Below are 26,175 nucleotides of genomic sequence, written 5' to 3'. Positions count from 1 at the left end.
GCATCGCTATCGCTCGCTCTATCGCTTGAATTCGTTCCAGCCCTTCGCCGATGCCTGGGGGCTGCCCGGCTCGGCGACGAGGGTGGTGTAGTCGGTGGTGGAGGTTCCGGTAGGGGCCGGGATGCGCCAGTCGCCGTCGGACCAGACCAGGTCAAGCGGGTAGACACCCATGCGGGTCTGCATCCCCGCCCCCGGGACCGCGGTGGAGTACGTCGCCAGGAGGAGAACCTGAATGCTGTCGGCCTTGACCGAGCGGACCTGGTACTCGACCGGGTTCAGGACGACGGAGGCGTTCGGGTCGATCTGGCCGGACTCCGCGAACCCCAGTGCCTTCCGGGTGGCGACCGGCCCCTTGGCGAAGGTGCCCGGCGCGTCAGCCCAGCTGTCGACGGCGACGACTCGCGCGATGGCAGCGGCCCGGTCAGGCTCAAGGGTCGAGCCCAGTTGCCTCCAGTACTCGACCGCCGCACTCACCGCGCCTACGCTGGAGTGGGGGTAGCCGATCGACACTCCGTTGACCAGCCGGGCTCCGCGAACCAGCTGGAGAGGCCCGTTTAGGGCCGGCTCACCGGACTGGTCGGAGGGCTCGACCGTGGTGACCGATCCCGGTGCCGGGATGGCGGCCGGAGGTGTGTACACCCGGGGTTCCTGGGGACCGTTGCCGGACTGGATCGCCACGCCAACAGCGAGGGCAGCCAGGAAGACCAAAACACCGACGATCAGGAGCGGCAGAACCCGGCGACGGCGCGGGCGGTCGAGGAACTGGTTCATCAGGCCGCGGCTCCGAAGACGGTGTTCACCACGGGGATCGCGCAGGCGGTCACGATTACGCCGCCGAGGCTCCAGACCAAGCTGCGCTTGCCCTTCTCCGCCGAGTCGGGCCGGTTGCTCAGGTGGCCGATGCCCATGAGCCCGCCGGACACGACGGCCGCCACGGCGCAGGCGATGAGGGCGCCCCACTTGGCGTAGGACAGAAGGAGGTCGGCGCCCTTGCTGCCGTTCGTCGGGTCGGCGGGCGCAGGGTTGCGGATGTCGGCCAGCATCTGAACGACGTGCACGGTGGTGGACATGGAGGCTCCCAAGAAGTGCGCGGACGTGCCAGCCGCGACGGCGCGCTGGCCACGAGAAGCCGCCCCGGAGCGGGGTGGCAGGAAGCCCGCCGGGTTCAGCACGAGCGTGCAAACCACCCTGGCTAATGGGCTGTAGGCAAACCATAAACGGAGGTCAACACGCCACGTCAACCATCTCTCCTGTGAGGAGTCACACGTCGACCACGCTCCGTATGACCTGGCGCAGATATGTCACGGTGCGCAACGATGATGGTCAATCCGAGAGGGAGTGCCACGGCCATGCCAGCGAAGAAGCGTCCGACGAAGGCGACACCGATCCCCCTTGAGAAAGAGCAAGGGCCCGGCAAGGGTCAGCTGGCCGAGCGGCTGGACCGGCTGTTCGCAACCGTCCACCCGGCCGGCGCGCGACCGTTCAGCAACCCGCAGGCGGCGGAAGGGATCAACGCGCGGGCCGGCCGCTCGGTCCTCAGCTCGGTCTACCTATGGCAGCTGCGCAGTGGCGAGCGGACGAACCCCAGCACGGAGGTCCTGGAAGCCATCGCGGACTGGTTCGGAGTGGACGCCGCGTATTTCAGCGACCCGGAGACCGCCGCTCGCACTGACGCCCAACTTCGGATCGCGGCAAGCCTCTCAAGTCCGGCCGTCCAAGAGCTCGTACTCGCGGCCTACGGCCTGTCCGACCGGGCCATCCGCGGGATCACGGAGATCACCAGGTCAGCCCGGGAGCTGGAGGGACTGCCGGTGGATCCCGCCATCGAATGACGCCCTGCCCACCGAATCATCACAATTACACACCATGCACACACGGGCGATGATGGTTCGCATACGCTGTTGCGGAGTCGGGGGGTGACCACATGACGACGCACCAGAATCAGTGCCTCCCCAGCCAGGGAGGCATTTTCATGAGCGCAGGCCACTGCGGAGGCCGGTTTGCCGTACATGCCACGGCGCGCCCTTGGCCGCTGACCGCCCCGGAGAAGGGTGCGCCGCCTGCGCCCGCCCCCCGGCAAGCGGGCGCGGCGCGAGTCCTCGCGACTGCCCTACCTGACCTGAGGCCGGCGGCGCTGGACCACCTCCTCGACTGGAAGTGACCCGGGGCGGCCGCCTCAGCGCGGTCTTCGCGTAGCGCTGGGTGGCGCTCCTCACGTTCACCAGAGCGGCTGATCAGTTTATGGTTCTTCGGAACTCCATTAACTGACAGCAGCAGGTCGTGACCTCCGCGGTCCGGCGGCGGTGAGGTGTGACCGTGAAGAAGCCCGTGACCGCGGCAGTAGCCGTACTGGTAGCGCCACTCGGCCTGGTGCTCGGCGTTGCGCTCGCCGGCGGAGCGGCATCGGCGACCACCCCAGCGCTCATGCCAGGCGGCGCCGGTGGCACCGGCGGGGGCCTGTGCTTCAAACCCGCCGCACCGGGCGAGGTCCTCGCCGACGGGGTGAAGCTGACCACTGAGCAGATCAACAACGCGAGCCTCATCCACCAGGTCGCGGTGCAGCTCCAACTCCCCGCCCAGGCTTCGGTGATCGCCATCGCGACAGCCATGCAAGAGAGCACGCTGGTCAACATCACGTTCGGGGACCGCGACTCACTCGGGCTGTTCCAGCAGCGTCCGAGCCAGGGGTGGGGGACGCCCGCTCAGATCATGGACCCGGTCTACTCCAGCAAGAAGTTCTACTCGGTACTCGTGACCGTCCCCTTGTGGGAGGCCCTGCCGGTGACGGTGGCAGCACAGCGGGTTCAGCGGAGCGGCTTCCCGGACGCCTACGCGAGGTGGGAGGCGATGGCCCGCCAACTCGTCACCGGTTTCGGCGGCAACGCAGCCAACTGCTCGACGGGTGACGGGAACGGCGGCGACGACGGAGCGACGACGGAGGGGCCCACCGACATGAACGGTTTCACTCTCCCGCCCGGCACTCCCGTCGCTGTGGTCAAGGCCATCCGGTTCGGACTTTCGAAGGTAGGCATGCCCTACCAATGGGGAGGCACCGGCAACCCCTCCTACGACTGCTCTGGCCTGATGCTCCGCGCCTACGAGGCAGGCGGGGTCAAGATCGACAGAACCACCTACGAGCAGGTTCTCAACGGGCGGCCGATCTACAACGCCTCCGACCTCAGGCCGGGCGACCTCATCTTCCTCAAAGGGACCGGCACCGTAGCCGCACCGGGTCACGTCGGCATGTACCTGGGCTCCGACCTGGTCCTGGACGCGCCCCGCACCGGCAAGAACCTCCAGGTCACCCGGTTCACCGGCGGTTACTGGGACTTGAAGGCCACGTCATTCCGCCGCATCGTCAGCTGACTGTCCCTGCTCCCTTCTACCCTTGTCGTCTCGGCTTCAGGCCGGGCCCGCCACTCTGAAGGAAGCCGATGGAACACCGACCCAGCTGGACCACAACCGCTCGAAAGCTCGACCAGCGGGTGCAGTTGGCTCGCGACGCCGCCGCTCGGATCGAAGCCGTCCTTCAACAACCGTCCGACGACAGTCCGGTGACCTTGAAGCGGCGTCAGGCGACAATCGCCTCTGCCGTAGCGTTGCGCAAGGCACACGAGGCCGCCGTGCTCAAGGCCGCCACCCTCCTGCTGCGGCGCCGAGCGGCCGGGCGCCCCGCACCGCGCCGGCTACCGCGTGGCGTGCTCCTGCCGGGCGGGGTCACTCCTCGCTGGTGGTGCGAGATCGTCAACCAGGGCGATACCGGTGTCTGGCGGCTGATCCCCGCTCCCGGGCCCGAGGAATTCGTGGGGCTCCCCGCCGACCACCGTCAGTGCTGAATGTGGCGGCGAAGGCCCGTCTGCTGCAAGCGAGCCTGCTCGGACACCGCAGCCAGGAGGACTGCTACGAGGTGTACGAGCCGACCGGTCAGCTCGGTCAGGGCGCACCGGTGAGGGCCACCAGCCGACTCGGCGCGAAGAGCGGCCGGAAGGTACAGAGCTGGTTCAACCCTGACCTGGGTATGCGGGTGAAGGCCGAAAGGCAAGACGAGTTCCAGCAGGCCAGCGCTGATCGGCACGCGGTCTGGGACAGGTCCCTGGCGTACGCATCCGCAGTCGCGGATCTCCTTCGTCGCACAGCTTGAACGACCTGCGTGCCTCCGCCGCTCAGGGGTCCAGAAGAGTCCGGCCGCTACACGGCGCGGGTGACCAACAGGCCGGTGGCCCTCACCAGTTACTGGTGAGGGCCACCGGCCTGTTGGTCACCCGCGCGCCAGGGTCCCCCTATCCGTGTCGGTCCAGACGGTGGTGTCGGGCTCCGCTCCGGCGCCCGGCCACTGCACCCGGACGCTGCCGGGGCGAATGTCGATGATCACGCCGCGCATGTACTGGCCTGAGCCGTCCCGGGTAGTGGAGAGCCAGTGCCGGCCGATCCAGGTGGAGGGCGGCTGCTCGGTGTAACGGTCGTGGGTGAAGCTCTGCATCGGGGTTCTCCTGCGGTAGTGGTGTCGGCCTGCGGGCCGTTGTGTGCTGGGTGAGCGCACCGTCAGGGCGGCCTGGGCGGCATCGGCGACCGCCCCTGAGCAGTCGGCCGGGGCCTGCGCACCCTCCACCGATCCATCAGCTGGATCACGGTGCCTCCCGGTTCCAGCCGCGGTGGTCGCGCACCCAGCCGGTCCTTGCCCAGAGGCGGACATCGGCGGGGCGGTAAGCCCGGACGCCGTCGGTCTCGGTGTACCTCGGCCCGAGCCCGAGCGAGCCGGCCTCGCGCAGATCCGCCGTCGACAGACCAAGGCGAGAGGCCGCCTCGTCCACCGACCACCAGGGGCGCCTCGGAGAGCAGTTGGTCATCACGCCTCCTCCGCCTTGGAGGAACGCTCTGCGAGCCAGCTCTGGACTTCGGCTGGGTCGTACCGGCGGTGACGGCCGACCTTGTAGCTCGTCGGGCCCGTCCCCTTCCAGTTCATCTGGTAGATCGTCTGCTTCGGCACACGCAGGTGGTCCGCCAGTTCCTGCAAGGTCCACATCCGGTCGGGCCGGCCTGTGCGGTCCGTGCACATCTGTACTCACATCCATCTTATTCGTCGTTTCGACAATTTTTCTTGTCGTTCGAACAACCGAGACGAGCATCCGACATGGCAGCGAGCATTGTCAATGCAACATCAAAACTTGTCGTTTCGACACGTCTCCTCCCGCGAACAGCGGTGATGTGACAGGCGCAGCGGTGACATGTCGAATCGACTCCCATGGCTCCGAGGCTGCTTGTCAATTGCACATCTGAGAGAGGTTGAGTACAGTTGCCGATACGACAAGCGAGGAGGGCAGATGTCCACCGACGACGGCCGGGCGCCGACCCTGTCGGTGAGCGATGCGGCAGCCATCCGGGTGCGCGACGCTCGCAAGAGGCGCGGGATGACCACCAAACAGCTCGCAGAGGCGTGTGCCCGAGTTGGCGGGGAACGCCTCACGGCGCCCGTTCTGGCGAACATCGAGACGGGTCGACGGCAGAACGGCGTCCGTCGACGCGAGCTGACCATCGACGAGTTGGTCATCGTCGCGGTGGCGCTAGACGTCTCGCCCCTGCACCTCATGGGGATGCCCGACGACGCCGAACCCGGCACGGCGATCCAGCTGACCTCTGAACTGGCAATCACGGACAGCGAGTTGCTCTTGGCCTGGCTCACTGGCCAGCGGGCCCTCCCGGACAGCGACTCTCGCCAGTTCTACGCGGCGACCGTCCAGCAGATGCCGGCCAGCACCGACCGGCAGGCTGCGGTGAACGAGCTGACGCGCTCGGTCCTGGAGAACAGGGCAGCCGAGCTGGTCCAGCAGTTCAACAGCGAGTTGCAGAACCAGCTCGGGCAGATCACCGCAGCGATCGACTCCGGCGCCAGCCCGGAGGAGCTCAAGGCGATGCTCAGGCCCCAAGCCGAGACTCCGACCGATCAGTAGGACACAGAGCACTACCTAGGCGAGCGGTGCAACCACACCGCCGAGTTCAGCGAACCCGAGGACGAGACCACCCGGTCCAACTCCCCCACGGGCAGAGAAGAGGAGGCTTAATGACATGCACCTATCATGAAATGGATCACCATGCTCCCCGCACGGATCGAGGACCGCGCTAAGCACGCGGACTACCAGAAGGCCCTTGCCCACGCACGGGCAGCTCGCTGCACACCGCCGAGCCGCTTCCGCATCCGCTGGCGCGATGAAGCAGGAACCCTCCACAGCCTGAGCGTGCCGAGCTGGCGCATTGCTCTGGACTTGCAAGCGGAGATCACCTGCGGCCAGGCACCGTTGACGCTCAGCAACCTGATCGACCACTGGTCAAACGGACTGGCGCCGGGCTACCCGCGCCCAAGTCGGAGGCCGCTCGACCTATACCTCCCACCTCGCCTTGGAGCCAAGGTCGCCTTCACGATCAGCCAGGCGGATATCGAACGGCTGGTAGCAGCACTTCATGCCGAAGGTCGCCTGAGCATCGCCGCGATCAATCGCATCCTCGCGACGCTCAAGCGCGTTCTGGAGTTCGGCGTCCGCCACAGATACCTTTCACACAACCCCGCGCTCGAAGTCCGTCCAATACCGCGTCCGGCACATCCAGGCCGTTCGCTTTAAATTCCTCCGCAAAACCTCGATCACCCCACCGGCGTCTTCGAGGACACACAGCACCGAATATTCGGCAACCCGAGCAGGCCTACGGGCCGCTAATTCTACGGGCAGATAAGAAGGAGACAGAGCCATGAACCGAATCACAATTAAGCTTGGTGAAAACGAATGTCTGAGCCTTACGACCGCTGGCACAAGTCGCGCCCGGCCACCGGGGAAAAGAAGTGCACAACTCACAACAAGGTGCCGTCGAGAAGCCACGGACAGGGCAAGCGCTGGCTAGCTCGCTGGCGGGACTACGACGGGAATCAGCTAAGCGAGAGCTTCGATAAGTACGACGACGCAAAAAAGCACCTAAGCAAGGTCGAGTCAAGCGTCAATGATGGAACCTATATCTCCAAGGAAAAGGGTGACACTCTTATTCAAAGCCTGGCGGAGCAATGGCTTGCCGATCTCATCTTTCGAAACCCTCGCACCGAACCGCACTACATAGCCCGTGTGCAGCGCTACATCATTGAGCCACTGGGCCACATAAAAGTCAAAGATCTCATCCCCTCGCGCATCGTGTCTTGGATCAAGAATCTGCTACTCTCCATCGGCGAGGCTTACGCGGGCTTGATCTACACTCATCTCAACTCCATTCTCACGATGGCAGTTGACGATGACCTAATCGCTAAGAACCCCTGCGCCTCGCGCTCGGTCCAGAGGGTCAAGCCTCGCCGCCAGCGAAAGGCGGCGAAGGATCTGCCCATCGACTGGGAAGCATCCGAGGGGATCAAGGAAAATCTCCCAGATCGATACAAGCCAACAGTCGACTGCGGCCGCGGTCTCGGGATGCGACAAGGCGAGATATTCGGCTTCAGTCCCGATGACGTCAACTGGCACCAGGAGGACAAGGTCGTCCATATTCGGCGTCAAATTGCGCACGATCGTGGCACCATGGTCTTCGCTCCACCAAAGGGCGGAAGCGACGACGACCCGAAGGATAGAATCGTCCCGCTCGGTGACGATCTGGCAAATATCCTCATTGAGCACACTCGCCAGTTTCCGCCCGTCGAAGTCACTCTCCCGTGGATCGAACGAAACGGCCCTCCCGTCACGGTCAAACTTATCTTCACATCCCGTGAAAACAAGCCGATGAACAAAAACTACATCAACTACCTCTGGAAAGCCGCACTTGAAGAAATCGGAATAATTCAGGCCATTAATGACAGGCCTGTCGGGCGTGGTCGGCGATGGGAAAAATGCCGCGACAAAATGATGCACGCACTGCGACACCTGTTCGCCTCAGAGGCTCTAAACGAAGGAGTCGACGTCTACACGCTGGCCGATCTCCTCGGCCACGAGGACCCGGCCTTCACTCTCCGTAGGTACGTCCACCGCGTTGCCCGGTCCCTCGACAAGGCCCGCGAAGCGATCAGCCGGCGCTACCGCGCCGTGCCCTAGTCGCGGAGGGGCCGCCATGTGCACTGGTTGTGAAATGGCCCTGTGCTGTGGGCTCGTCGGTTAGCGCCTGCAACCTGCTCTGGACCACTCGATTGACAGCACTACGGATGCTGCCGATCTCAGCTTTCCGCGACTTGGCCGCTTGGCTCGCTCGGCGTCATCAACCAACTCCTGACCGGCTTCTGACGGCCCGCCACCCGATCGGATCCCGTCAACGTGCGGCTCGCCCGGGGGCCGTCCTACGGTGCCGTGGGGGGCAGACCTACGAGAGGTGAAAAGTCCCATGGCAGCGAAGTTCGAGCTCTACACCGACGAGTCGGGTGTGCACCGGTTCCGTCTCAAGGCCAGCACGGGCGCGGTGATCATCACCAGCGACCCGTACGAGACGCAGGAACAGTGCCTGAAGAGCATCGAGTCGATCCGCAAGGCCGCGCCGTACGCGAAGGTCGCGGAGGCCACCGCGGCGGCACCGGCGTAGCCCGCCGCACGGAGGCCGGCCCACGGCGAGGTGGGCCGGCCTCCGGCGCGCGTGCGCGCTCACCCGCTCGTCCGTCAGTACACGCTGACGCCGTAGGCGGTGAGCGCCTCGGTGACGGGCTGGAAGAAGGTGGTGCCGCCGCCGCTGCAGTTGCCGGAGCCGCCGGAGGTGAGGCCGTGGGCGGTGTTGCCGGAGAAGAGGGCGCCGCCGCTGTCGCCGGGTTCGGCGCAGACGGTGGTCTTGATCAGGCCGCGGACGCTGCCCTCGGCGTAGTTGACGGTGGCGTTGAGGGCGGTGACCCGGCCGCTGTGCACCTTGGTGGTGCTGCCGCTGCGGGTGACCGTGGTGCCGACCGCGGGGGTGGAAGCGGCGGTGATCCGGCGGGTGGTGCCGTTGTAGAGGTCCACGCTGGAGGGCGGCACCGAGCCGTTGGTGTACTTGACGATGGCGAAGTCGTCTCCCGGGAAGCGGGAGTTGGTGGTGTCGCCGAGCTTGGTGGTGTGGCCGGAGGTGGTGTACCAGGACGGGGCGTCGTTGCCGCAGTGACCGGCCGTCAGGAAGTAGTACGTGGTGCCCTTGCGCACGTTGAAGCCGAGCGAGCAGCGGAAGCCGCCGCCGTAGATGGCGTCGCCTCCGGCCAGCTTGATGCTCATGGTCCCGGGCACCCGCTCGACCCGCACCGCCCCGCCGAGCCGCTCGGCCGCCCCGGTGACCCGGGCCAGCCGTTCCCCGCCCACGCTCTCGTCCACCGTGAGCACCACCTGGTTGCCCACCGGGTCGACCGCCCAGGCCGTCCCCGGCACGGTCGCCTGACGGTCCAACTCCGCTGTCATGGATGCCAGTTGGGCTCCGCTCCGGCCGACCATCCGGGGCAGCGCGCCGGTCGCCCTGACCTGCTGCGCGGCGGCCAGGTCGGTGACGTTGACCACCAGGCGGCCGGCGTCGTCCAGGTACGAACCGGCGGTGCGGCCCTCGCCCAGGCTCTGCTGGAGCCCCTCGGCGAGGGCGGCGGCCTGCTCGCCGGTGGGGGCCGGGCGGGCGGTGGCGGTGGTGGGTGCGGCGAGCGCGGCGGTGGTGGCCAGCAGGGCGGTCGCGGCGAGCAGCGCGGCGGGGCGGCGGTTCCTCATGGGTCTCTCCGTGGGGGCCTGAAGCGGGGGGAGGCGGTTCCTCCCCTCCACCATCCGACCGCCCCATGCACACGTCAATCCGGCCAGTCCTGCCAATCCCACCGTCAACTATCCTTAACTCCAGGGCAGTTGACCTCCACCGCCTACTCCCCCGACTCTGCTCCGTCCGGGTGCAGCGTGGTGACCCCGCCCCGGACCACCAGCACCTGGCCGTCCCGCAGCGTCCGGTGCGGCACGCCCGTCCGGCGGTACCCGGCGGCGACCCTCCCCAGCGCCTCGCTCTCCGGGTGCCCGGGCGAGTCCACGTGCGGCACCACCATGTAGTCCAGCACCCCCAGCCCGTCCCACCGCACCACGGCCCCCTCCCCGTACGCCACCGCCACGTCCCCCGGGTCGTCGCAGCCCTCCAGTCCCCGCAGACTCTCCGCGAGCACCGCCGGCCCGGCGCTGTACCCGGCGTAGACGAGCTCGTCCCGCCGCACCATCCCAGCCAGCACCGCGTCCGCCCCGCTGCGCGCCAACGCCTCCCGCAGCACGAAGACGTTCCCGCCCCTCACCCACACCACCGGATACCGCGCCAACTCCTCGGCCACGGCGCCGGGTTCAGCCCCGAACCACCCCCGCAGATCCACCTCCACCGGCGCCAGCCCCAACCCCGCCAACGCCGCGCACTCCCGCTCCACCCCGGCCCGGCGCACCTCCCCCGGCGCCGCGTCCATCGCGTTCGCGACCACCCCCACCGGACACCCCACCGCCGCCCGCCCGAGCAGCCCCGACAACTCCTCCGGCCTCTCACCGAGCCGGAACGAAGACAGATACAGTCGCATCCGGCCAGCCTATGACTCCTACGGTGGGCCAGGACGAGCGCCCATGGGTGAGCGAAGCGATGGCCTAGGCTGGGCACGGTAATGAAGAGTGCCGACTACCGCACGATCGCCCCGGAGGTGGCCGTGAGCGCAGAGATGGTCACCCCCGCGTGGATGCACGCGCAGATCACGGCGGAGCAGTACGACTCCTGGCCCGAGGAGCAGTGCGCGGGCATCGAGATCGTGGACGGGATGGTCGTCGTGAGCCCCAGCGCCTCCAAGCGCCACAACCGTCTGGCCCGCCTCCTGGCCAACGCACTGGACACGGCTGGTGGCTTCGACTGGAACGCCGACACCGACTTCGATGTCCGCCTCCAGGATGTTCCGCTCACCAACCGCCGACCGGACGTGGTCGTGTACCGGGCAGACACCCTCGACGTCTCGCCGACCAGGCCCGAACACGTCCTCCTCCTGGTCGAGGTGGTCTCCCCCGGATCCGAGACCACCGATCGCGTCGTCAAGCTCGACCAGTACGCCCGCGCAGGCATTCCCTTTTTCTGGAGGGTCGAGCAGGCTGCCACCGGCCTCCCGATCGTCTACACCTACGTCCTCGATCCGGCCGCCCGCTCGTACCGCGACGGCGAGGTCTTCACCGGCACGATCCGCACCGACGTCCCCTTCCCGCTCGAGGTCGCCCTCGGCTGACGGGCCGTCATCGCGCGGGAGCGCCGCCCGCCTCCGCCCGGCCGTCCGCACTCGCCCGGACTGCCGCGGCGTCGGCCCCGCGCGTGCGCAGGCAGACCCGCGACGGCACGGCATCCGCCGGAAGCTCCTTGACCTCAAGTGCACTTCAAGTTGAAGGATGGTGCGCAGCCGCCCCGCAAGGACGGGGGCCGTCGAGGAGTCGAGGAGGGGTGTCGTCATGGAGCAGCCGCAGATCACCGGGGTCGCCGCACCGCAGGAGGACGTGGACGCCATCGTCGGCTTGGTCGCCGCCGTCGAGAAGGCCCAGCAGGCCGCCTCGCCCGAGGACTTCCTGGTGCACTTCCGGCCGGACGCGATCTGGACCACCGCCCACGGGAAGCTGCTGGTCGGGCTGGAGGAGATCGCCGCGTTCACCCGCGCCGTGCTGCCGCCCACCGCCGAGGCCCCGGTCACCGCGAGCTACACCGTCGGGCACGTCCTCTTCGTCCGGCCGGACCTGGCCGCCGTGAAGGTCCGTCAGCGGCCGCTGTCCCGCGCCGACGGCCGCCACCTCGACGAGATCTTCCGCGGCCACCCGGACCCGGCCGCCCTCGCCCAGGAGCACCCCGAGGCCCGCCCCGGCAACCCGACCTACGTCCTGGCCAAGGACGGCGGGACCTGGCGCATCGCCGCCGCCCAGAACACCACCGTCCAGGACCCGGAGACCCTCGCCGCCCGCCCCGGAAACAGCTGACCCTCAGCCGGCGGACCGGGGGGCCAGTCCCTCCCACCCGCACCCGGCCGCCGAGGGCGGTACGACCGCCGCGGCCCGCGCCAGAGTGTCGACCCGGGCGGTCAGCAGGGCGTCGACGGCGTTCTCGGCACCGCGCAGGTCGACCCGCAGGTCGACCCGCAGGGCCTTGCGGGCGACCTCCACGCCGTTGTTGCCGACGGTGCCCTCCTCGATCTCGCGGTCGTAGGACACGATGTCGTTGTGCAGGCTGACGACGTCGACGAAGGCGTCCAGGGCGGAGCGCAGTTCGCGGTCCCGCAGCAGGTCGGGGTGGAGTCCGGTGCCCGCGTGCTCCATCAGCAGGGCGGTGAACTGCAGGCCGCCGAAGTCGCGGCGGGCGCCGAGGTACTCGATCAGGTCGGCGACCGCGTGGTCGACGTGCGCCCGCAGCGGTGTCCCTCGGTCAAAGATTCGGTCAAAAGTTGACCCAAACACATCATCAATGCATGAGAGGCCTGACGGGGCGCCATGCCGACGGACCGTCAGTCACCCTGCGACCACGCCGCCACCGGCAGCGAGAGGTAGATCCCGAAGTCCTCGAGGCCGGTGGCCTCGCCGATCGCCTCGTGGAGCGCGTCCACCCGCTCCTGGCGGTTGGCCGCTCTGCTGGGGAACCACTTCGACCTGATCTCGATCACCACGTCCAGACCGCTGCGGTCCAACGGCCCCAGCGGGCGGAACCGGATCTCCACGTCCCCGGGCTGGAGGTCACCGTCGTACGGCTCCTCGGGACACTCCACCGCCAGCGAGACCAAGTGGGGCAGGACCTCCGCCAGTTCGCGCAGCTGGGACTCGGGAACGGCGGGCGCGTGGGTCACGTCGACGAGCGGCATGCCCTCCACCCTAAACCGGAGCGCCGCAGCCGCCGAACGGCCCGCCAGACCACCACAGCCACCGAACGGACCGTCAGACCGCCACCGCGGCGCCCCCGAACGAGGCCCGGGCCCGTTCGAGGAAGCCTCCCGTCCCCGGTTCCCGCCGCCACGGCCCGAGCGCCGCCGTGATGTCGCGGACGTAGTCGGCCGCGCGGCTGGAGCGGACGCCCGCCAGAACGTCCAGGGCCTGGTGGCCGAGGGCCAGGCCGCGGTCGAGGTCGCGGGCCTGGAGGTGGGCGGTGGCGACCACCGCCAGGCGCAGGCCGACGGAGCGGGTGAAGGCGCCGGTGGGCATGGCGGCGGCCCGGTCGTTCCAGCTCAGGGCGGCGGCGGGGTTGCCCAGGTCGCGGTGGATCTCGGTGGCGTCGGCGGAGAGGCGGGCGGGGCCGTAGAAGTCGATCCAGGCCGGCTCTCCCGCGCCGCCGCCCGCCCGGGCCTGGTCGAGCAGGCGCTCGGAGGCGGCGAGGGCGGCGGAGGCGGCCCGCGCGTCTCCCTCCCGGGCGTGGGCGCGGGCCTCGATCAGCTTGGTGAAGGCCAGCACCCGCGGAGCCGAACGGCCCTTGGCCCGTTCGAAGGCGCCCTGGGTCATGTCCACCGCCTCGCCCGCGAAGCCGCGCAGCAGGGTCTGCATGGCCATGGTGGTGAGCACGTAGCAGCCGAGCTGGACGTCGCCGCCCGCCCGGGCGAGCCGCAGCGCCTGGATGAAGTGCCGTTGGGCGGCGTCGTGTTGGCCGGTGTCGAAGGCGGTCCACCCGGCCAACCGGGAGAGTTCGGCGGTGACGGAGAACAGCCGGCGGCCGATCCGGTCGTCGAAGGAGCCGTTCAGCAGCGGGACGGCGCGCTCCCGGAGGCAGGCGCTGACGGAGCCGGCGCGCCAACTCCCGCCGCCGTACTTGGAGTCCCAGCGCCGGGCCTCGTCGGCGGCCTCGCCCAGTTCGGCGAGGTCGGCGGCACCGACCCTGCCCCGTGCCGTGCTCCGCCCCCGGTGGGCGGCGTCCTCGTCGGCCGGGCTGACCAGCCAGCGGGTCACGGGGGTGGCGAAGGAGGAGACCGCGAAGCCGGTGCCGGTGAGGAAGTCGCGCCGGTTGACCGAGCTCCAGAAGGCGGTGGCCACCCGGACGGCCTCGGCCGGGTCGCGCGGGAAGTCCAGGCCCGCCGCCGCGTCCGGCTCCGGCCCGGCCTCCGCCATCCCGATCTCGGCCAACTCCACCGGCCTGCCCAGGCGTTCGCCGATCGCCCGGGCCAGCAGCGCGGGGACGGGCCACTCCGGCACCATGCCCCGGCGGCACCAGTTGGCGACCGAGGTGTGCGTGTAACGGGTGGTCAGCCCGGCCTCCGCGGCCAGCTGGTTGACCCGGTGGGCGAGCGCCTTGCGGCTGGCCCCGTCGCAGGCCTCGATCATCCGGGCCAGCGCCTCGTTCGGCGGCTTGGCCCTGCGCACGGTCGGTGCCACGGTCCGTCTCTCCCTTGCTCCGCCCCGCCGCACCCGGCACGGGGCTTGGTACGCCCGGCGGCTGATGCCGGATCACCGAGGTTAGGACCTCCGCGAGGCCCACGAGGTTCCCGCCCGCGCCGTGAGCCCCCGTGCGAGCCCCCCGCACCGGGCCCGGCGGCGGGCCGGACCGGGCGGCCCGCCAGGCCGGGCCGACCGACCGGGCCGAGGCGAGGTGCGAAGCGGGGTGCGAGGCGAGGTGCGAGCCGTGAGCCCGCCTGCGAGCCCTCCCGCGACGCCCGCGCGCCGGGTTGGCTGGGGACCGTCCAAGCCCCGACGGAAGGACCCACCCCCGTGAAGCTCACCGTGATCGGCTGCGGCCACCTCGGCGCCACCCACGCCGCCGCGATGGCCGAACTCGGCCACCAGGTGCTCGGCCTGGACCTCGACCCCGACAAGGTCACGGTCCTGAACTCCGGCCGCGCCCCGTTCCACGAGCCCGGCCTGGACGAGCTGCTGGCCCGTCACACCGCCTCCGGGCGGCTGCGGTTCACCACCGACCAGGACGAGGCCGCCGCCTTCGCCGAGCTGCACTTCCTCGGCATCGGCACCCCGCTCGGCCCGGACGGCGCCTACGACCTCCGCGCGCTGCACGCCGCCGTCCGCGGCCTCGCCGCCCGGCTGACCGGCCCGGCGGTGGTGGTCGGCAAGTCCACCGTCCCGGTCGGCACCGCCGCCGAACTGCTCGTGCTGCTCCAAAAGGCACCCTACGGGGCCGAGTTGTGCTGGAACCCGGAGTTCCTCCGCGAGTCCCGGGCGGTCGAGGACACCCTGCGGCCGGACCGGCTGGTGCTCGGCTTCGCGGAGCACGGCGGGCGGGCCGAGGCGCTGGTGCGCGAGGCCTACCAGGGGATCATCGGAGCCGGGACCCCGGTGGTGGTCACCGACCTGGCCACGGCCGAGCTCGCCAAGTCGGCGGCGAACGCCTTCCTGGCCACCAAGATCTCCTTCGTCAACGCGATGGCCGAGGTCTGCGAGGCCGCGGGCGCGGACGTCGAGGTGCTGACGGAGGCACTCGGGTACGACGCGCGGATCGGGCGGCGGGGCATGCGCGCCGGAGTGGGCTTCGGGGGCGGCTGCCTGCCCAAGGACCTGCTCGGATTCGCTGCGCGGGCAGGCGAGTTGGGCGCGGACTCGGCCGTCGGCCTGCTCCGCGAGGTCGGGGCGGTCAACGGCCGCCGCCGCGAGCGGACGGTCGCACTCGCCCGCGAACTCCTGGACGGCACCCTGGCCGGCCGCCGGATCACCGTCTGGGGCGCCGCCTTCAAACCCGGCACCGACGACATCCGCGACTCCCCCGCCCTCGCCGTCTCCGACGCCCTCCACCGCGCGGGCGCCACCGTCACCGTCACCGACCCCCGCGCCCTCGACAACGCCCGCAAGGCCCTCCCCCACCTCACCTACGCCGACGACCCCACCGAGGCCCTCACCGGCGCCGACCTCCTCCTCCACCTCACCGAGTGGCCCGAGTACACCCACCTCGACCCGGCCGCCCTCGCCCCGCACATGAGCACGAACGCGAACACGAGCACGCCGAAGGTGATCGACGGCCGCCACACCCTCGACCCCACCACCTGGCGCACCGCCGGCTGGACCTACCGCGCCCTCGGCCGCCCGTAGGCCGGCCCCGCCCCGCCCCGCCCGGTCAGCGTCCACGCCGCCGGACGGTCTCCTCCGCGCGGTCCAGCCAGGTCAGGTACCAGCCGCGGAAGTCGTCGGCGATCGGTTCGAACCCGCGGCCGGAGGGGCGCATGTCCGTGAAGAGGGTGCCCCGCCCGGGGCCGGTGACGGCCAGCCAGACGTAGTAGCCGCAGCCCTCGTGGCTCAGGCAGAGCGCACCGGCCTCCAGCGCGGCCTCCAGTTCATCCTCCTCCTCGGACCAGGCTCCGCGCGCCGCGCGGTACGCCTGCCCGTCGGGGAAGTCCCGCTCGTCGGGCTCCCGGGCGTCGTACTCGCGCTCCAGGCGGGCCCGCTCCTCCGCCGACAGGAACGGCCCCGCCAGGCCGGAGCCGTCGGTTCGGACCCCGCTGTCGTTCCAGTACCAGCCGGCCTCGTCCCGGCGGAGCGGGAAGAGGCCGTAGTACGGCCCCGCCCCGCCGCCCCCCACCTCCCGCAGGAAGCTCCGGTAGGACGGGGGCAGGGCAACACCGAAGTCCCGTTCGGCCTCGGCCAGTTGCTCCTCCGCCAGCGGCGGCTCCAACACGAAGCCGTGCCCGAACGGACCCTTCCCGGCCCCGAAGACCTCCTCGGCCCCGGCCGCCCCCCTGAGAGCCGACACCCGCTCCCGCACACCCTGCCACTCCATGTCCCGTCCCGTCCCCTCCCCGCGGCCCCCGGCGCCGCTCGCCGAAGCGGTCGCCGGGGCACCGGCCGGTCTCTCGTCGTCCTGAGTCGTCCCCAGTCGTCCTCAGTCGTCCTCATCCGGCGTTCCGTCAGCAGTGGCAGGACACGTCCAGCACCACGGACTCCGGGTCGAGGGCGTCCAGGTAGGCGTTGGCGTCCTGCAGGTAGCCGTCCTCGCGCTTGTCGATCCAACTCCCGTCGAGCCGCAGCAGCGCGTAGCCGGGCACCGCGTTGGCGCGGGCCAGGGCGAGGTTCCCGGCCCGGTCCTCGCCGAACCGGAACGGCCAACCGGACGGATCGTCACCACCGGCCGCCCACGCGTCGTGCCGCTCCCCGGCGAGCCGCTCGTGCGCGGCACGCAGCGCCTCGAAGTCCAGCAGTCCGCGCGGGCCGCCGTCGCAGCGGTTCGGCAGGCCGGCGAGGAGGTCACGGTGCCGGGGCACCTCGCCGTACTCGTACCTGGCCAGCAGCGGATCGCCGGCGGCGTCCGGCCGGTGCAGCAGACGCGGGCCCCCGATGCGCAGACCCAGGGCGTCCCACTCGCCCCTCGGGTTACAGGTGGAGAGGTGGTACCCGCGCCCGGCCTCGTCGACGTGGAGGTACCCGTCGTCGCCGGGGCCCTTCCCCGCCCAGGAGTTCATCACCTCGGCGATCTCCCTCCACCCGAGGTCCTCCCGGTCCGGCAGGGCGCCGCGCTCCTTGTTCACCCGCACCCAGTACACGCTGTCCGGATCCGCCGCCTCGTACTCCCGGTACTCGGGCACCTCGAGCTCGCTGTGGTACGGCGTCAGGGCCGCGACGACCGCCTCGTCGTAATGCTCGGGCGGCATCGACGGCAGGACGACCAGCATGTCGTACTTCGACATCAGACGTTCCTCTTCGTTCGGTGGACAGTCGCATCCTGTCGAACGGTGGCACGCCGCCGCACCCGGGTTTCGGGCCCGCCCGGACGGCGCAGGCGGGAGAACGTCCCGTCGGCCCCTAGGATCGGTTTCCGTACCGACCGTGAGGAACATCCCGTGGGCATCGAGATCGAACTGCACTCCAGTCGTCCCTCCAAGAAGTGGGACCCCTCACGGGAGACGCTCATCAAGGGCTCCTACCAGCACGGTGCAGCCCTGGCCGGAGCGCTGGGCCTGCTGAACGCGAAGGAACCCGGCAAGCTGCCCTGGGTCGACCCGTACGGCGACACGATGTTCAACGAGCAGGAGGCCGAGGCCGCGCTCACCGAGATCCCCGGACTGCTCCGGCGCGTGGCCGGCCCGGGGCAGGAGGCAGCCGTGCACGACCTCGCCGAGCTGCTCGCGCTCTGCGCCGCGACCCCCGGCAGCTACCTCTGGTTCATGGGCGACTGACCGGCACCGGCCCGCACCCCCGACACCCTGCCAGCACCGACGCCCCGGAGCTGACAGGGTGTCCGTGTCCCGGGTCCGGCAGCGGGCGGTAACCTCCCGGGACTACGTCGAGGCAAGGCAGGTCGCAGCGGTGAGCACCGTGAGTTCCGCCCCCAACGGTCCCGTGGTCAACGGGGGCGTGTCGTTCTGGTACTCGGCCCTCGGGCTGCCGGAGCAGCGGCCGCCGCTCGACGGCGACCGCACCGCGGACGTGTGCATCGTGGGCGGCGGCTACACCGGCCTCTGGACGGCGTACTACCTGAAGAAGGCCGAGCCGACGCTGCGGATCGTGCTGCTGGAGCGGCGGTTCTGCGGCTACGGCGCCTCGGGGCGCAACGGCGGGTGGCTGTACAACGGCTTCGCCGGCCGCGGCGCCTTCGCCCGCCGCTACGGCAGGCCCCGCGCGCAGGCGATGCAGCGAGCGATGGACCAGGCCGTCGACGAGGTGGTGACGGTGGCCGCCGCCGAGGGCATCGAGGCGGACATCGTCCGCGGCGGCGTGCTCGAAGTCGCCCGTACCCCGGCCCAGTTGGAGCGGTTGGCGGCCTTCGCCGAGGAGGAGCACGCCTTCGGCGGGACCGACCTCCGGGTGCTGACGGCCGGTGAGGCGGCCGCCCGGATCGGGGTGGACGGGGTCCTCGGCGGCACCTGGACGCCGCACGGCGCCCGCATCCAGCCGGCCAGGCTGGCCCGCGGGCTGGCCGCCGTGGTGGCCGGGCTCGGGGTGGAGATCCACGAGGGCACCCCGGTGACCGCGATCCACCCGGCGCGCGGCACCGCCGCGGCGAGCGCCGAGACCCCGTACGGCACCGTCCGGGCGACCCACGTGCTGCGCGCCACCGAGGGGTTCACCGCCGGGCTGCGCGGCGAGCGCCGCACCTGGCTGCCGATGAACTCGGCGATGATCGCCACCGAGCCGCTGCCGCCGGAGTTCTGGGCGGAGACCGGCTGGGAGGGGCGCGAGGTGCTGGGCGACTTCGCGCACGCCTACATGTACGCGCAGCGGACCGCCGACGACCGGATCGCGCTGGGCGGGCGCGGCGTGCCGTACCGCTTCGGCTCGCGGACCGACAGCGACGGGACCACCCAGCAGGAGACGGTGCGTCAGCTCCGCGAGGTGCTCGGCCGGTTCTTCCCGGCCGCCGCGGGGGCCCGGATCGACCACGCCTGGGCGGGGGTGCTGGGCGTGCCCCGGGACTGGTGCTCCACCGTCGAGCTGGACCGCCGCACCGGCCTCGGCTGGGCCGGTGGCTACGTCGGCTCGGGCGTGACCACCACCAACCTGGCCGGGCGCACCCTGCGCGACCTGGTGCTCGGCGAGCACACCGAGCTGACCTCGCTCCCCTGGGTCGGCCACTCGGTCCGCCGCTGGGAGCCGGAGCCGTTCCGCTGGCTGGGCGTGCACGGGATGTACGCCGCGTACCACGCGGCCGACCGCCAGGAGGCGGACGGCCGCGCCACCACCTCCCCGATCGCCCGCGTCGCCGACCGGATCGCCGGGCGGTGAACGCCGGGGGCTGAACGCCGGGGGCTGATCCTCCGTCAAGAACCCTTCCCCGGGCCGCCTCCGATCGTCCACGACCCGTCGTCTAGGCTGCCGAACGGAAGCAGACACGACGCCCCGAGGAGAGCGCCCGATGGACCCGCGCCCGGCCACCCCCGCCGACATCCCCGAACTGGTGCGGCTGCGCGCGGTCGCCTTGGCGGGCCTCGGTGTGGACCCCGGCCCGGCGGACGCCCCCTGGCGGGCCTCCGCCCACGACTGGTTCGCCGAGCGGCTCACCGGCCGGGACGACCTGCGCTGCCTGGTGGTCGGCGGGGCGCCGGGCGAGCCGCTGGCCGCGACGGGCCTGGCCTGGGTGACCCACCACCTGCCGTCCCCGCCCCGCCCGGACGGACGCCGGGGCTACGTCGACGGGATGGTCACCGACGTCACCGCCCGGGGCCACGGCCACGCCCGCCGGATCGTCGACGCGCTGACGGCCTGGCTCGGCTCGCTCGGGGTGCACTACGTGCAGCTGCACGCCAGCGCGGCGGGCGAACCGGTCTACCGGGCGGCCGGGTTCGTGGACGGCGCCTACCCCGGCATGGACCTCACCCTCGGCCCTTGAGCGACCGCGTCGACGGTCCCCGGCCCGGGTACGTGACCAAGGGGTGGCCGGGCATGACAATGGGCCCCTGCGCGAACGAGTGCCGGGAGGCCGGATGACCGAGTCGATCGCCGAGGCCCTGACGGGCCGTCGGGTGGAGCGGGTGCGCGGCGGCGGCCGGGTCAGGCTGGATCTGGACCGGGAGCTGACCGTGCTGGTGGACAGCGACTTCCGGCTGCGCACCCCCGGCGGGGTGGAGCACTTCTACCCGCACCTGGGCACCGACGTGGCCGGCGGCCTGGCCGAGCTGGCCGGGGCCCGGATCACCGGGACGGCGGTCACCCCGGCCGGGGGCCTGGAGCTGGCCTTCGACTGCGGACGCCGGCTCTCGGTGCCGGCCGACACGGTGCACCGCCCGTGGCAGGTGTCCGGCCCCTCCGGGCCGTTGTTCACCGCGGAGCCCGGCGGGTACCTTACGGGGTGACGGAGCGTCATCGCACGGGGGGAAGCACCACCATGTTCGGCATCATCAGACCGTGTCGCCACAGCCTGTCCGAATCGCTGCGCACGGAGTGGCTGGCGCACCTGTGCGGCCTCTGCCTGGCCCTGCGCGACGACCACGGGCAGCTGGCCAGGACCGCCACCAACTACGACGGGCTGGTGATATCCGTCCTGGTCGAGGCGCAGTCCACGGCCGGCCCGGACCGCCGCCAGGCCGGGCCCTGCCCGCTGCGCGGGATGCGCGGCGCCTCGGTGGCGAAGGGCGAGGGCGCCAGGCTCGCGGCGGCGGTCTCGCTGGCACTGGCCTCGGTGAAGGTCGAGGACCACGTGCTGGACGGTGACGGTGCGTTCGCCCGCCGGCCGGTGGCGGGGGCCGCCGGGGTGGTGGCCCGGCGCTGGGGGCGGCAGAGCGGGCGGACGGGCGAGGCGGTCGGCTTCGACACCGCGGTGCTGGTCCGGGCCGCCCGGCGGCAGGGCGAGTTGGAGCGCGCGGCCGGGCTGGGCAGCCCGGTGCTGGCCGTGACCGAGCCGACCGAGACCGCCACCGCCGAGGCGGTGGCGCACACCGCCGTACTGGCCGGGCGGCCGGGCAACGCGGCCGCGCTGCACGAGGTCGGCCGGCTGTTCGGCCGGCTGGCGCACCTGCTGGACGCGGCCGAGGACCAGGCGGAGGACGCCCGGACGGGGGCCTGGAACCCGCTGACCGCCACCGGCACCGACCGCGCGGAGGCCGAGCGGCTCTGCCGGGACGCCGTGCACGGCATCCAACTGGCCCTGAAGGAGGTCGAGTTCACCTCCCCGGCGCTGCCGCACCGGCTGCTGGTGCACGAGACCCGCCGCGCGGTCGACCGGGTCTTCACCCCCACCGCGCACTCCCACCCCCACCAGGCTCCGCCGCAGGCACCCGGGCAGCCGCCGCACACCCCCGAGCCGCCCCGCCCCAACCGCTCCCTCCCGGCCGCCTGCGCGATGTGGGCCTTCATGGCCTGCACCTGCCAGCTGCTCTGCTGCGAGCACGAGGACCCGTTCTCCGGGCAGCGCAAGGAGGGGGCCTGTGCCAACGCGGACTGCGGCAACTGCGACTGCAGCGGCTGCGGGGACTGCTGCAGCTGCTGCTCGGACGGGTGCTGCTGCGACGGGTGCGACGGCTGCGGCTGCGACTGCTGACACCCCGTCGGACGGGACGCGGGGCCCGCACCCCGACCGCTCAGGCGGGGCCCGCACCCACGAGCGCTCAGGCGGGGTGCGGGCCCGGCTGCGGGACCATCCGGTCCAGGCCCTTGCGGTCGTAGTACCGGGTCATCGCGAAGCCGAAGGCCAGCGCCACCACGAAGCCGATCGCGATCATGATCCAGCCCCGGGTCAGCCCGGCGTCCGCCCGGGCGTCGAAGTAGAGGATCGACCGGACCCCGGCGGCCAGTTGGCGCATCGGCTCGAAGACCGCGAGGAAGCGGTAGAAGCCGGGCACCGCCTCCAGCGGCACCGTCGCGCCGGAGGACGGCAGGGCCAGCGCGATGAAGACGAACATCGCGACCAGCTGCCCGATGCTGCCGAAGGCCGCGTTGATCGCCTGCACGCCCAGCCCGACCGACAGGCAGGCGCAGTAGGAGAAGAGCCAGAGCAGCACGCCGTGCGGGGCGTCCATGCCGAGGATCGCGACGGTGGCCACCATGACCAGACTGGTCGTCAGCACCGAGAGCCCGGCGGTCATCACCATCTTCAGCACCAGGGTCTGGGTGCGGCTGATCGGGACGGTCGGGCGGCGGGTGTGCCAGGGGCCGATCTCGGTGTCGGCGTAGCCGAGCGCGGTGTCCACGCCGCTGTGCACGATGTTGGCGCAGAGGAACCCGGCCAGCACCAGCAGCAGGGTGTAGTAGAAGGCGCTCAGGCCGAGCCCGGTACGGGCGCCGATCGGGTGGCCGACCTGGGTCCTCACCTCCACCGGGTCGGCGAGCAGCAGCCGGGTGGTGGCGTCCGCCCCGGCCAGTGCCGGGGAGGCGGTGAGCTGCTTGCCGACCGTCAGGGAGACCTGGTGGGCGGACTTCTGGGTGATCTGGGCGGCCAGCGAGGACCCGAGGCTGCCCATCCCGGGGTTGGTCAGCACGGTGAGGGCGGGCCGGACGGTGGCCTGGGCGGTGGTCAGTCCGGCCACGGTGGCCGTGAAGTCGGTGGGGACGACCAGGGCGCCGTAGACCTTGCCGGAGTCCAGCTGGTCCTGGGCCTGCGCCCGGTCGAGCACCTTCCAGTCCACCTGCCCGGCCGGGGTGCCGCCGGTGACGGCCGCGGTCACCTGGGTGCCGAGGTTGGCCGGCTGCCCGGGCAGCGGCGCCCCGGTGTCGGAGTTCACCAGCGCGATCGGCAGCCGGTCCAGGCTCTCCGAGGGGGTGAGGATGCCGCCCATGTAGAGCAGCGAGAGCACCAGCGTGACCAGCGCGCTGAGCACCCCGGGAGCGATCCAGAGCTTCCAGCGGCGCAGCACCCGCCCGGCGGTGGCCTGCGGTCCGGGGGCTTTCGGGGGGATCGCGCTGGACATTCCACTCCACGGGCTCGGGGGGCGACGGCCGCCGCTTCCCCTCGACCATAGGCCGCGGCCGGCGCCCGCCCGCGGCACGACACAGCCGCGCCCGGCCGGCCGGTGCACGGGGCACCGGCCGCCGGGCGCGGCCTGCCGGATCGGGGTCGGGTCAGAACTGGGCGCTGACGGTGACGCCGCTGAAGTCCGTGACGGCGTGGAGGCTGACGTAGCGGTAGCCGGCCGTCGGGTTGTTCACGGTGATGGACTGGGTGGTGCCGGCCTGGGTCGACGAGGCCGTGAAGGCGCTCGGCGAGGCCCAGGTGTCGGCGTTGTAGTACAGGGCCGCGGTGCCGGTGCCGCCGGAGGTGGTGACCTTCAGCGTGGTGGTGCCGGCCGGCAGGTAGAGGTACATGTAGTCCAGGTTGCCCTGGGTGCGGGCGCGGTCGGACCGGGAGCAGTTCCGGCCGAGCTCGTCCAGGCGGGTCTGGGTGCAGGCCGGCAGGGTGACCGGGCCGCCGTTGACCAGGGTGGTGACCGTGGTCGGGGTGGTGGCGGAGCGGCCGGTGTCGTCGGTGGTGGTCAGCGCGACGGTGTAGGAGCCGGCCACCGCGTAGGTGTGGCTGGGGTTGCGCTGCTCCGAGACCGGGGTGCCGTCGCCGAAGCTCCAGCTCCACTTGACGATCCGTCCGGTGCCGGTCTGCACCGAGCGGTCGGTCAGGCTGACGGTGGCGCCGTTCACGGTCTGGTCGAACAGCGCGGTCGGGCCGGGGGCGTAGCAGGCGCCGGCGGCGCAGGTGTTCAGCCAGGCGTCGAAGTCGGCGTCGTAGGAGGTGCCCAGGCCGTTGTAGAAGGCGTAGGCGCCCTGGTAGTCCGCGACCCGGAAGCGGTCGAGGATGGTCTTCACGTCGGCGGGGTGCTTCTCCAGCATGTAACGGACCGCCAGGTAGCCCCACGGGTAGACCCGGGTGGAGTCGGCGTTGCCGTAGGTGGTCTGGAAGAGCTCGCTGAGCTTGTAGGTGTGCTTGGCCGCCTGCGCCATCGCGTCGACGTCGGTCGCGCCGCGGTAGGCGTAGGAGACGTACTCGGCCAGGCCCTCGACCCACCAGATGGTCGGGACCGACATCTGGGTGGTGAAGTTGCCCTTCATGTCGTAGATCGCGTCGAGGTAGTGGGTGTACTCGTGGTTGAGGTTCCACACCCGCGCGGTGTCGTTGAGGTTCCACGACTTCTGGTACATGACGGTGCGGGCCTGGTTGTTCGGGTCCGTCGCGTCCATCACGGTCTGGCCGCCGTTGTCGGTGCCGTTGTTGAAGATCGGCCACGAGTAGGTGGTGTAGTCGGCCTTGTTGGCGAAGATGCCGAACACCACGGTCTTGGCGTACTGGTTCGGGATCGGGCCGCTGTCCTTGACCACGTCGTGCAGGAAGGCGTCCTGGCCGCGCAGGCTGGCGCAGACCGCGTCCAGCTCGGCGCGGGACAGCGCCTGGGCCTTGAGGATGCGGTTGTCGCAGGTCAGCTGGTTGGGCAGGACCTTGGCGGTCATCACGGCCGGCAGGTCGCAGGTGCCGTAGGTGCCGCAGTCACCGGGCCAGCTGACGCTGATCTGGTAGGCGGTCTTCACCCAGAGCGCGCCGTACGGGCCGGGGATCGGGGCGGCGTCGAGCACCCGCTTGACCTGCGGGCGGGCGACCGCCGCGATGGTGGCGTTGACGCCGGAGAGCTTGGCCAGGTTGTTGCCCGCGTTGGCGGTGATCCCGCCGTTGGTGCCGGCGAACAGGTCCCGGTGGTTGACGGCGAAGTCGCCGAGCGTGGTGAGCAGGCTGGTGTCCGCGGTCAGCGCGTTGGTGAACTGCGGGTTCCAGAAGCCGCGCCAGGTCGGGAAGCGCAGGATCGCGTTGACCGCGCCGGCCATCTTGGTGTTGGCCTCGTACGACTTGTCGAACGCGTTGAGGTAGCGCTTGTAGACGTCCAGGTAGCTGCCCTGGAGGTTGATGCTGTCGGTCAGGACCAGCGACTCGCGCAGGGTGTCGGCGTTGGCGTCGCTGACGTCGTTGGAGCGCGGGTTGGCGAAGTAGGCGTCCGCACCGGCCTTGACCGAGGTGGTCAGGTTGGTGTCGTAACTGCCCACCGTGGTCGAGAAGTTGGACTGCGCGTAGTAGCCGGCCCGGAGGAAGAGCACCAGCTGCAGGATGCTGTTGCCGTTGTTGCCCGCGTAGGCGGAGGCCTTCTCCTTGTACGCGGCGGCGACGGGCAGCATCTGGGACTGCTTGAAGACGCCCGGCGCGGTGGTGGCGTTGACGCCGTCGAAGAGCGTCGAGACGCACTCGGTGGTCGAGCCCTGGACGAAGGCGACCAGGTCGGCGCCGGTGCGCGAGCTGAAGTCGGCGGGGGTGCAGCTCGCGGCCGCGGCGGCCGCGGCCGCCGACCCGGCGGTCTTGCCGGCCACCTTGCCGGAGTGCTCCGGGGCCTTGGTGACGGCTCCGGTGCCCTTCAGCTCGACCGGCTGGCTGAGCACCTCGGGCGAGAGCGGGGCGGTCGACTCCTCGAAGCGCTCGGAGTCGGCGGACTCCGAGAACGCACCCGCGGGCTTGGGGGCCGCGGGGGCGGTGACGGCCGACGGCTTGCCGCCGACCGAGGTGGGGGCGGCGGTCGCGGCGGCGGGCATCAGGGTGCCCGCCGTGATACAGCCGGCCACCAGGCCTGCTGCGAGGGTGGGCAGGGGTATGCGCAGGCGCACGGCCAAGTCCTCTTCTTGTGGGGGTAACTCACGGGACGTCAGGCGGCAGATGGGGGAATTGGCATGCATCCTGCCACCCTTGGCGCCAGAGAACAATGTCACAGTTCATATGACATACCCGGGGCAGACCCTCGCCGGACACCCGCGTACGCTCCGGGTCACGACCGTGCTGACCAGGCACTCCTTACCGGGCGCCCGCCGAAACCGGCACGGACCACCACGCGGGCGGCGAAAACGCCCCGGGGCCGCGCCCCGCGTCCGGGCCGCCCGGGCCTGCGGGGCGCGCGCG

General features: G+C 71.1%; 29 protein-coding genes. 15 read left to right on the top strand and 14 right to left on the bottom strand.

What is annotated here, in order from left to right:
- Window positions 1–18: 18 nt before the first annotated feature.
- The gene (locus ACIA8O_RS00440; RefSeq protein ID WP_396291255.1) at window positions 19–771 is read right to left on the bottom strand and encodes a hypothetical protein; all 753 of its coding nucleotides are present in this window, start codon (window positions 769–771) and stop codon (window positions 19–21) included.
- The gene (locus tag ACIA8O_RS00435) at window positions 771–1,070 is read right to left on the bottom strand and encodes a hypothetical protein (protein WP_396291254.1); all 300 of its coding nucleotides are present in this window, start codon (window positions 1,068–1,070) and stop codon (window positions 771–773) included. Before ACIA8O_RS00435 ends, ACIA8O_RS00440 begins: the two co-directional genes overlap by 1 nt.
- Before the next feature lie 279 nt (window positions 1,071–1,349).
- Here ACIA8O_RS00435 and ACIA8O_RS00430 point away from each other — a divergent pair, with 279 nt between their 5' ends.
- The 3 genes from ACIA8O_RS00430 (at window position 1,350) to ACIA8O_RS00420 (ending at window position 3,836) form a co-directional block, all read left to right on the top strand.
- Window positions 1,350–1,832 carry an XRE family transcriptional regulator gene (locus tag ACIA8O_RS00430; RefSeq protein WP_396291253.1) on the top strand — a complete coding sequence of 161 codons (483 nt, stop codon included), beginning with the start codon at window positions 1,350–1,352 and terminating at the stop codon, window positions 1,830–1,832.
- A 484-nt stretch (window positions 1,833–2,316) separates the two neighbouring features.
- Window positions 2,317–3,366, top strand: coding sequence for a C40 family peptidase (locus tag ACIA8O_RS00425; protein ID WP_396291252.1), 1,050 nt, complete (start codon window positions 2,317–2,319; stop codon window positions 3,364–3,366).
- Between the two features lie 68 nt (window positions 3,367–3,434).
- Window positions 3,435–3,836 (top strand): hypothetical protein, encoded by a 402-nt coding sequence (locus tag ACIA8O_RS00420; RefSeq protein ID WP_396291251.1) that lies wholly within the window; start codon window positions 3,435–3,437, stop codon window positions 3,834–3,836.
- 422 nt (window positions 3,837–4,258) lie between these two features.
- On the opposite strand, the gene ACIA8O_RS00415 is transcribed toward ACIA8O_RS00420, so the two are convergent.
- From ACIA8O_RS00415 to ACIA8O_RS00405, 3 genes are all read right to left on the bottom strand, one after another.
- A complete protein-coding gene (locus ACIA8O_RS00415) occupies window positions 4,259–4,480 on the bottom strand; it encodes a hypothetical protein (RefSeq protein ID WP_396291250.1) in 222 nt (73 codons plus the stop codon).
- A gap of 145 nt (window positions 4,481–4,625) precedes the next feature.
- Window positions 4,626–4,847, bottom strand: coding sequence for a hypothetical protein (locus tag ACIA8O_RS00410; RefSeq protein WP_396291249.1), 222 nt, complete (start codon window positions 4,845–4,847; stop codon window positions 4,626–4,628).
- Window positions 4,847–5,056, bottom strand: coding sequence for a helix-turn-helix transcriptional regulator (locus ACIA8O_RS00405; RefSeq protein ID WP_396291248.1), 210 nt, complete (start codon window positions 5,054–5,056; stop codon window positions 4,847–4,849). The genes ACIA8O_RS00410 and ACIA8O_RS00405 overlap by 1 nt, the downstream gene beginning before the upstream one ends.
- A gap of 265 nt (window positions 5,057–5,321) precedes the next feature.
- Between ACIA8O_RS00405 and ACIA8O_RS00400 the strand changes: the two genes are divergently transcribed.
- From ACIA8O_RS00400 to ACIA8O_RS00385, 4 genes are all read left to right on the top strand, one after another.
- Window positions 5,322–5,948, top strand: coding sequence for a helix-turn-helix domain-containing protein (locus ACIA8O_RS00400; protein ID WP_396291247.1), 627 nt, complete (start codon window positions 5,322–5,324; stop codon window positions 5,946–5,948).
- A gap of 126 nt (window positions 5,949–6,074) precedes the next feature.
- Complete coding sequence (locus ACIA8O_RS00395; RefSeq protein ID WP_396291246.1) at window positions 6,075–6,614, top strand: hypothetical protein; 540 nt, start codon at window positions 6,075–6,077, stop codon at window positions 6,612–6,614.
- 159 nt (window positions 6,615–6,773) lie between these two features.
- Complete coding sequence (locus ACIA8O_RS00390; RefSeq protein WP_396291245.1) at window positions 6,774–8,051, top strand: tyrosine-type recombinase/integrase; 1,278 nt, start codon at window positions 6,774–6,776, stop codon at window positions 8,049–8,051.
- Window positions 8,052–8,334: 283 nt separating this feature from the next.
- Entirely contained in the window at window positions 8,335–8,529 is a 195-nt protein-coding gene (locus ACIA8O_RS00385; protein ID WP_396291244.1) for a YegP family protein, read from the top strand.
- Between the two features lie 74 nt (window positions 8,530–8,603).
- On the opposite strand, the gene ACIA8O_RS00380 is transcribed toward ACIA8O_RS00385, so the two are convergent.
- Window positions 8,604–9,656 carry a S1 family peptidase gene (locus ACIA8O_RS00380; RefSeq protein ID WP_396291243.1) on the bottom strand — a complete coding sequence of 351 codons (1,053 nt, stop codon included), beginning with the start codon at window positions 9,654–9,656 and terminating at the stop codon, window positions 8,604–8,606.
- A 143-nt stretch (window positions 9,657–9,799) separates the two neighbouring features.
- A complete protein-coding gene (locus ACIA8O_RS00375; protein ID WP_396291242.1) occupies window positions 9,800–10,483 on the bottom strand; it encodes a Type 1 glutamine amidotransferase-like domain-containing protein in 684 nt (227 codons plus the stop codon).
- Window positions 10,484–10,606: 123 nt separating this feature from the next.
- Here ACIA8O_RS00375 and ACIA8O_RS00370 point away from each other — a divergent pair, with 123 nt between their 5' ends.
- Complete coding sequence (locus ACIA8O_RS00370) at window positions 10,607–11,167, top strand: Uma2 family endonuclease (RefSeq protein WP_396292097.1); 561 nt, start codon at window positions 10,607–10,609, stop codon at window positions 11,165–11,167.
- A 217-nt stretch (window positions 11,168–11,384) separates the two neighbouring features.
- Window positions 11,385–11,900 (top strand): SgcJ/EcaC family oxidoreductase, encoded by a 516-nt coding sequence (locus ACIA8O_RS00365; RefSeq protein WP_396291241.1) that lies wholly within the window; start codon window positions 11,385–11,387, stop codon window positions 11,898–11,900.
- Window positions 11,901–11,903: 3 nt separating this feature from the next.
- Here ACIA8O_RS00365 and ACIA8O_RS00360 read toward each other — a convergent pair whose 3' ends face one another.
- The 3 genes from ACIA8O_RS00360 to ACIA8O_RS00350 all read right to left on the bottom strand — a co-directional run bounded on the left by ACIA8O_RS00360 (window position 11,904) and on the right by ACIA8O_RS00350 (window position 14,267).
- The gene (locus tag ACIA8O_RS00360; protein ID WP_396291240.1) at window positions 11,904–12,374 is read right to left on the bottom strand and encodes a hypothetical protein; all 471 of its coding nucleotides are present in this window, start codon (window positions 12,372–12,374) and stop codon (window positions 11,904–11,906) included.
- A 47-nt stretch (window positions 12,375–12,421) separates the two neighbouring features.
- Entirely contained in the window at window positions 12,422–12,772 is a 351-nt protein-coding gene (locus tag ACIA8O_RS00355; RefSeq protein ID WP_396291239.1) for a hypothetical protein, read from the bottom strand.
- Window positions 12,773–12,845: 73 nt separating this feature from the next.
- The gene (locus tag ACIA8O_RS00350; protein ID WP_396291238.1) at window positions 12,846–14,267 is read right to left on the bottom strand and encodes a sporulation protein; all 1,422 of its coding nucleotides are present in this window, start codon (window positions 14,265–14,267) and stop codon (window positions 12,846–12,848) included.
- Between the two features lie 333 nt (window positions 14,268–14,600).
- Here ACIA8O_RS00350 and ACIA8O_RS00345 point away from each other — a divergent pair, with 333 nt between their 5' ends.
- Complete coding sequence (locus ACIA8O_RS00345) at window positions 14,601–15,926, top strand: UDP-glucose dehydrogenase family protein (protein ID WP_396291237.1); 1,326 nt, start codon at window positions 14,601–14,603, stop codon at window positions 15,924–15,926.
- A gap of 25 nt (window positions 15,927–15,951) precedes the next feature.
- Here the strand turns inward: ACIA8O_RS00345 and ACIA8O_RS00340 are convergent, their stop codons facing one another.
- Both ACIA8O_RS00340 and ACIA8O_RS00335 read right to left on the bottom strand, forming a co-directional pair.
- Window positions 15,952–16,584, bottom strand: a complete 633-nt coding sequence (locus tag ACIA8O_RS00340; protein ID WP_396291236.1) for an SMI1/KNR4 family protein — start codon at window positions 16,582–16,584, stop codon at window positions 15,952–15,954.
- 154 nt (window positions 16,585–16,738) lie between these two features.
- Window positions 16,739–17,515, bottom strand: a complete 777-nt coding sequence (locus tag ACIA8O_RS00335; RefSeq protein WP_396291235.1) for a hypothetical protein — start codon at window positions 17,513–17,515, stop codon at window positions 16,739–16,741.
- Between the two features lie 153 nt (window positions 17,516–17,668).
- Between ACIA8O_RS00335 and ACIA8O_RS00330 the strand changes: the two genes are divergently transcribed.
- The 5 genes from ACIA8O_RS00330 to ACIA8O_RS00310 all read left to right on the top strand — a co-directional run bounded on the left by ACIA8O_RS00330 (window position 17,669) and on the right by ACIA8O_RS00310 (window position 21,801).
- The gene (locus ACIA8O_RS00330) at window positions 17,669–18,004 is read left to right on the top strand and encodes a hypothetical protein (RefSeq protein WP_396291234.1); all 336 of its coding nucleotides are present in this window, start codon (window positions 17,669–17,671) and stop codon (window positions 18,002–18,004) included.
- A gap of 139 nt (window positions 18,005–18,143) precedes the next feature.
- Window positions 18,144–19,550 (top strand): NAD(P)/FAD-dependent oxidoreductase, encoded by a 1,407-nt coding sequence (locus tag ACIA8O_RS00325; RefSeq protein WP_396292096.1) that lies wholly within the window; start codon window positions 18,144–18,146, stop codon window positions 19,548–19,550.
- 130 nt (window positions 19,551–19,680) lie between these two features.
- Window positions 19,681–20,154 (top strand): GNAT family N-acetyltransferase, encoded by a 474-nt coding sequence (locus ACIA8O_RS00320; RefSeq protein WP_396291233.1) that lies wholly within the window; start codon window positions 19,681–19,683, stop codon window positions 20,152–20,154.
- A 94-nt stretch (window positions 20,155–20,248) separates the two neighbouring features.
- Window positions 20,249–20,617: a DUF6188 family protein gene (locus ACIA8O_RS00315; RefSeq protein WP_396291232.1), complete on the top strand. Its 369-nt coding sequence runs from the start codon at window positions 20,249–20,251 to the stop codon at window positions 20,615–20,617.
- 32 nt (window positions 20,618–20,649) lie between these two features.
- Entirely contained in the window at window positions 20,650–21,801 is a 1,152-nt protein-coding gene (locus ACIA8O_RS00310) for a DUF5685 family protein (protein ID WP_396291231.1), read from the top strand.
- A gap of 67 nt (window positions 21,802–21,868) precedes the next feature.
- On the opposite strand, the gene ACIA8O_RS00305 is transcribed toward ACIA8O_RS00310, so the two are convergent.
- Entirely contained in the window at window positions 21,869–23,167 is a 1,299-nt protein-coding gene (locus ACIA8O_RS00305; RefSeq protein WP_396291230.1) for a YhgE/Pip domain-containing protein, read from the bottom strand.
- 151 nt (window positions 23,168–23,318) lie between these two features.
- Window positions 23,319–25,886 carry a collagenase gene (locus ACIA8O_RS00300; RefSeq protein ID WP_396291229.1) on the bottom strand — a complete coding sequence of 856 codons (2,568 nt, stop codon included), beginning with the start codon at window positions 25,884–25,886 and terminating at the stop codon, window positions 23,319–23,321.
- Window positions 25,887–26,175 lie beyond the last annotated feature (289 nt).

Origin of the sequence: Kitasatospora sp. NPDC051853, assembly GCF_044452665.1 — a bacterium.
Lineage (GTDB): Bacteria > Actinomycetota > Actinomycetes > Streptomycetales > Streptomycetaceae > Kitasatospora.
Note: the sequence above shows the minus strand (reverse complement) of the source record. Positions and strands in the feature narration are given on the sequence as shown.

Coding starts and splice junctions, on each gene's coding strand:
- ACIA8O_RS00405 (WP_396291248.1), bottom strand. CDS start 5,056: ATGTGCACGGACCGCACAGGCCGGCCCGACCGGATGTGGACCTTGCAG.
- ACIA8O_RS00365 (WP_396291241.1), top strand. CDS start 11,385: ATGGAGCAGCCGCAGATCACCGGGGTCGCCGCACCGCAGGAGGACGTG.
- ACIA8O_RS00395 (WP_396291246.1), top strand. CDS start 6,075: ATGAAATGGATCACCATGCTCCCCGCACGGATCGAGGACCGCGCTAAG.
- ACIA8O_RS00430 (WP_396291253.1), top strand. CDS start 1,350: ATGCCAGCGAAGAAGCGTCCGACGAAGGCGACACCGATCCCCCTTGAG.
- ACIA8O_RS00400 (WP_396291247.1), top strand. CDS start 5,322: ATGTCCACCGACGACGGCCGGGCGCCGACCCTGTCGGTGAGCGATGCG.
- ACIA8O_RS00420 (WP_396291251.1), top strand. CDS start 3,435: ATGGAACACCGACCCAGCTGGACCACAACCGCTCGAAAGCTCGACCAG.
- ACIA8O_RS00380 (WP_396291243.1), bottom strand. CDS start 9,656: ATGAGGAACCGCCGCCCCGCCGCGCTGCTCGCCGCGACCGCCCTGCTG.
- ACIA8O_RS00375 (WP_396291242.1), bottom strand. CDS start 10,483: ATGCGACTGTATCTGTCTTCGTTCCGGCTCGGTGAGAGGCCGGAGGAG.
- ACIA8O_RS00335 (WP_396291235.1), bottom strand. CDS start 17,515: ATGTCGAAGTACGACATGCTGGTCGTCCTGCCGTCGATGCCGCCCGAG.
- ACIA8O_RS00355 (WP_396291239.1), bottom strand. CDS start 12,772: ATGCCGCTCGTCGACGTGACCCACGCGCCCGCCGTTCCCGAGTCCCAG.
- ACIA8O_RS00390 (WP_396291245.1), top strand. CDS start 6,774: ATGTCTGAGCCTTACGACCGCTGGCACAAGTCGCGCCCGGCCACCGGG.
- ACIA8O_RS00305 (WP_396291230.1), bottom strand. CDS start 23,167: ATGTCCAGCGCGATCCCCCCGAAAGCCCCCGGACCGCAGGCCACCGCC.
- ACIA8O_RS00435 (WP_396291254.1), bottom strand. CDS start 1,070: ATGTCCACCACCGTGCACGTCGTTCAGATGCTGGCCGACATCCGCAAC.
- ACIA8O_RS00415 (WP_396291250.1), bottom strand. CDS start 4,480: ATGCAGAGCTTCACCCACGACCGTTACACCGAGCAGCCGCCCTCCACC.
- ACIA8O_RS00315 (WP_396291232.1), top strand. CDS start 20,249: ATGACCGAGTCGATCGCCGAGGCCCTGACGGGCCGTCGGGTGGAGCGG.
- ACIA8O_RS00410 (WP_396291249.1), bottom strand. CDS start 4,847: ATGACCAACTGCTCTCCGAGGCGCCCCTGGTGGTCGGTGGACGAGGCG.
- ACIA8O_RS00385 (WP_396291244.1), top strand. CDS start 8,335: ATGGCAGCGAAGTTCGAGCTCTACACCGACGAGTCGGGTGTGCACCGG.
- ACIA8O_RS00440 (WP_396291255.1), bottom strand. CDS start 771: ATGAACCAGTTCCTCGACCGCCCGCGCCGTCGCCGGGTTCTGCCGCTC.
- ACIA8O_RS00320 (WP_396291233.1), top strand. CDS start 19,681: ATGGACCCGCGCCCGGCCACCCCCGCCGACATCCCCGAACTGGTGCGG.
- ACIA8O_RS00310 (WP_396291231.1), top strand. CDS start 20,650: ATGTTCGGCATCATCAGACCGTGTCGCCACAGCCTGTCCGAATCGCTG.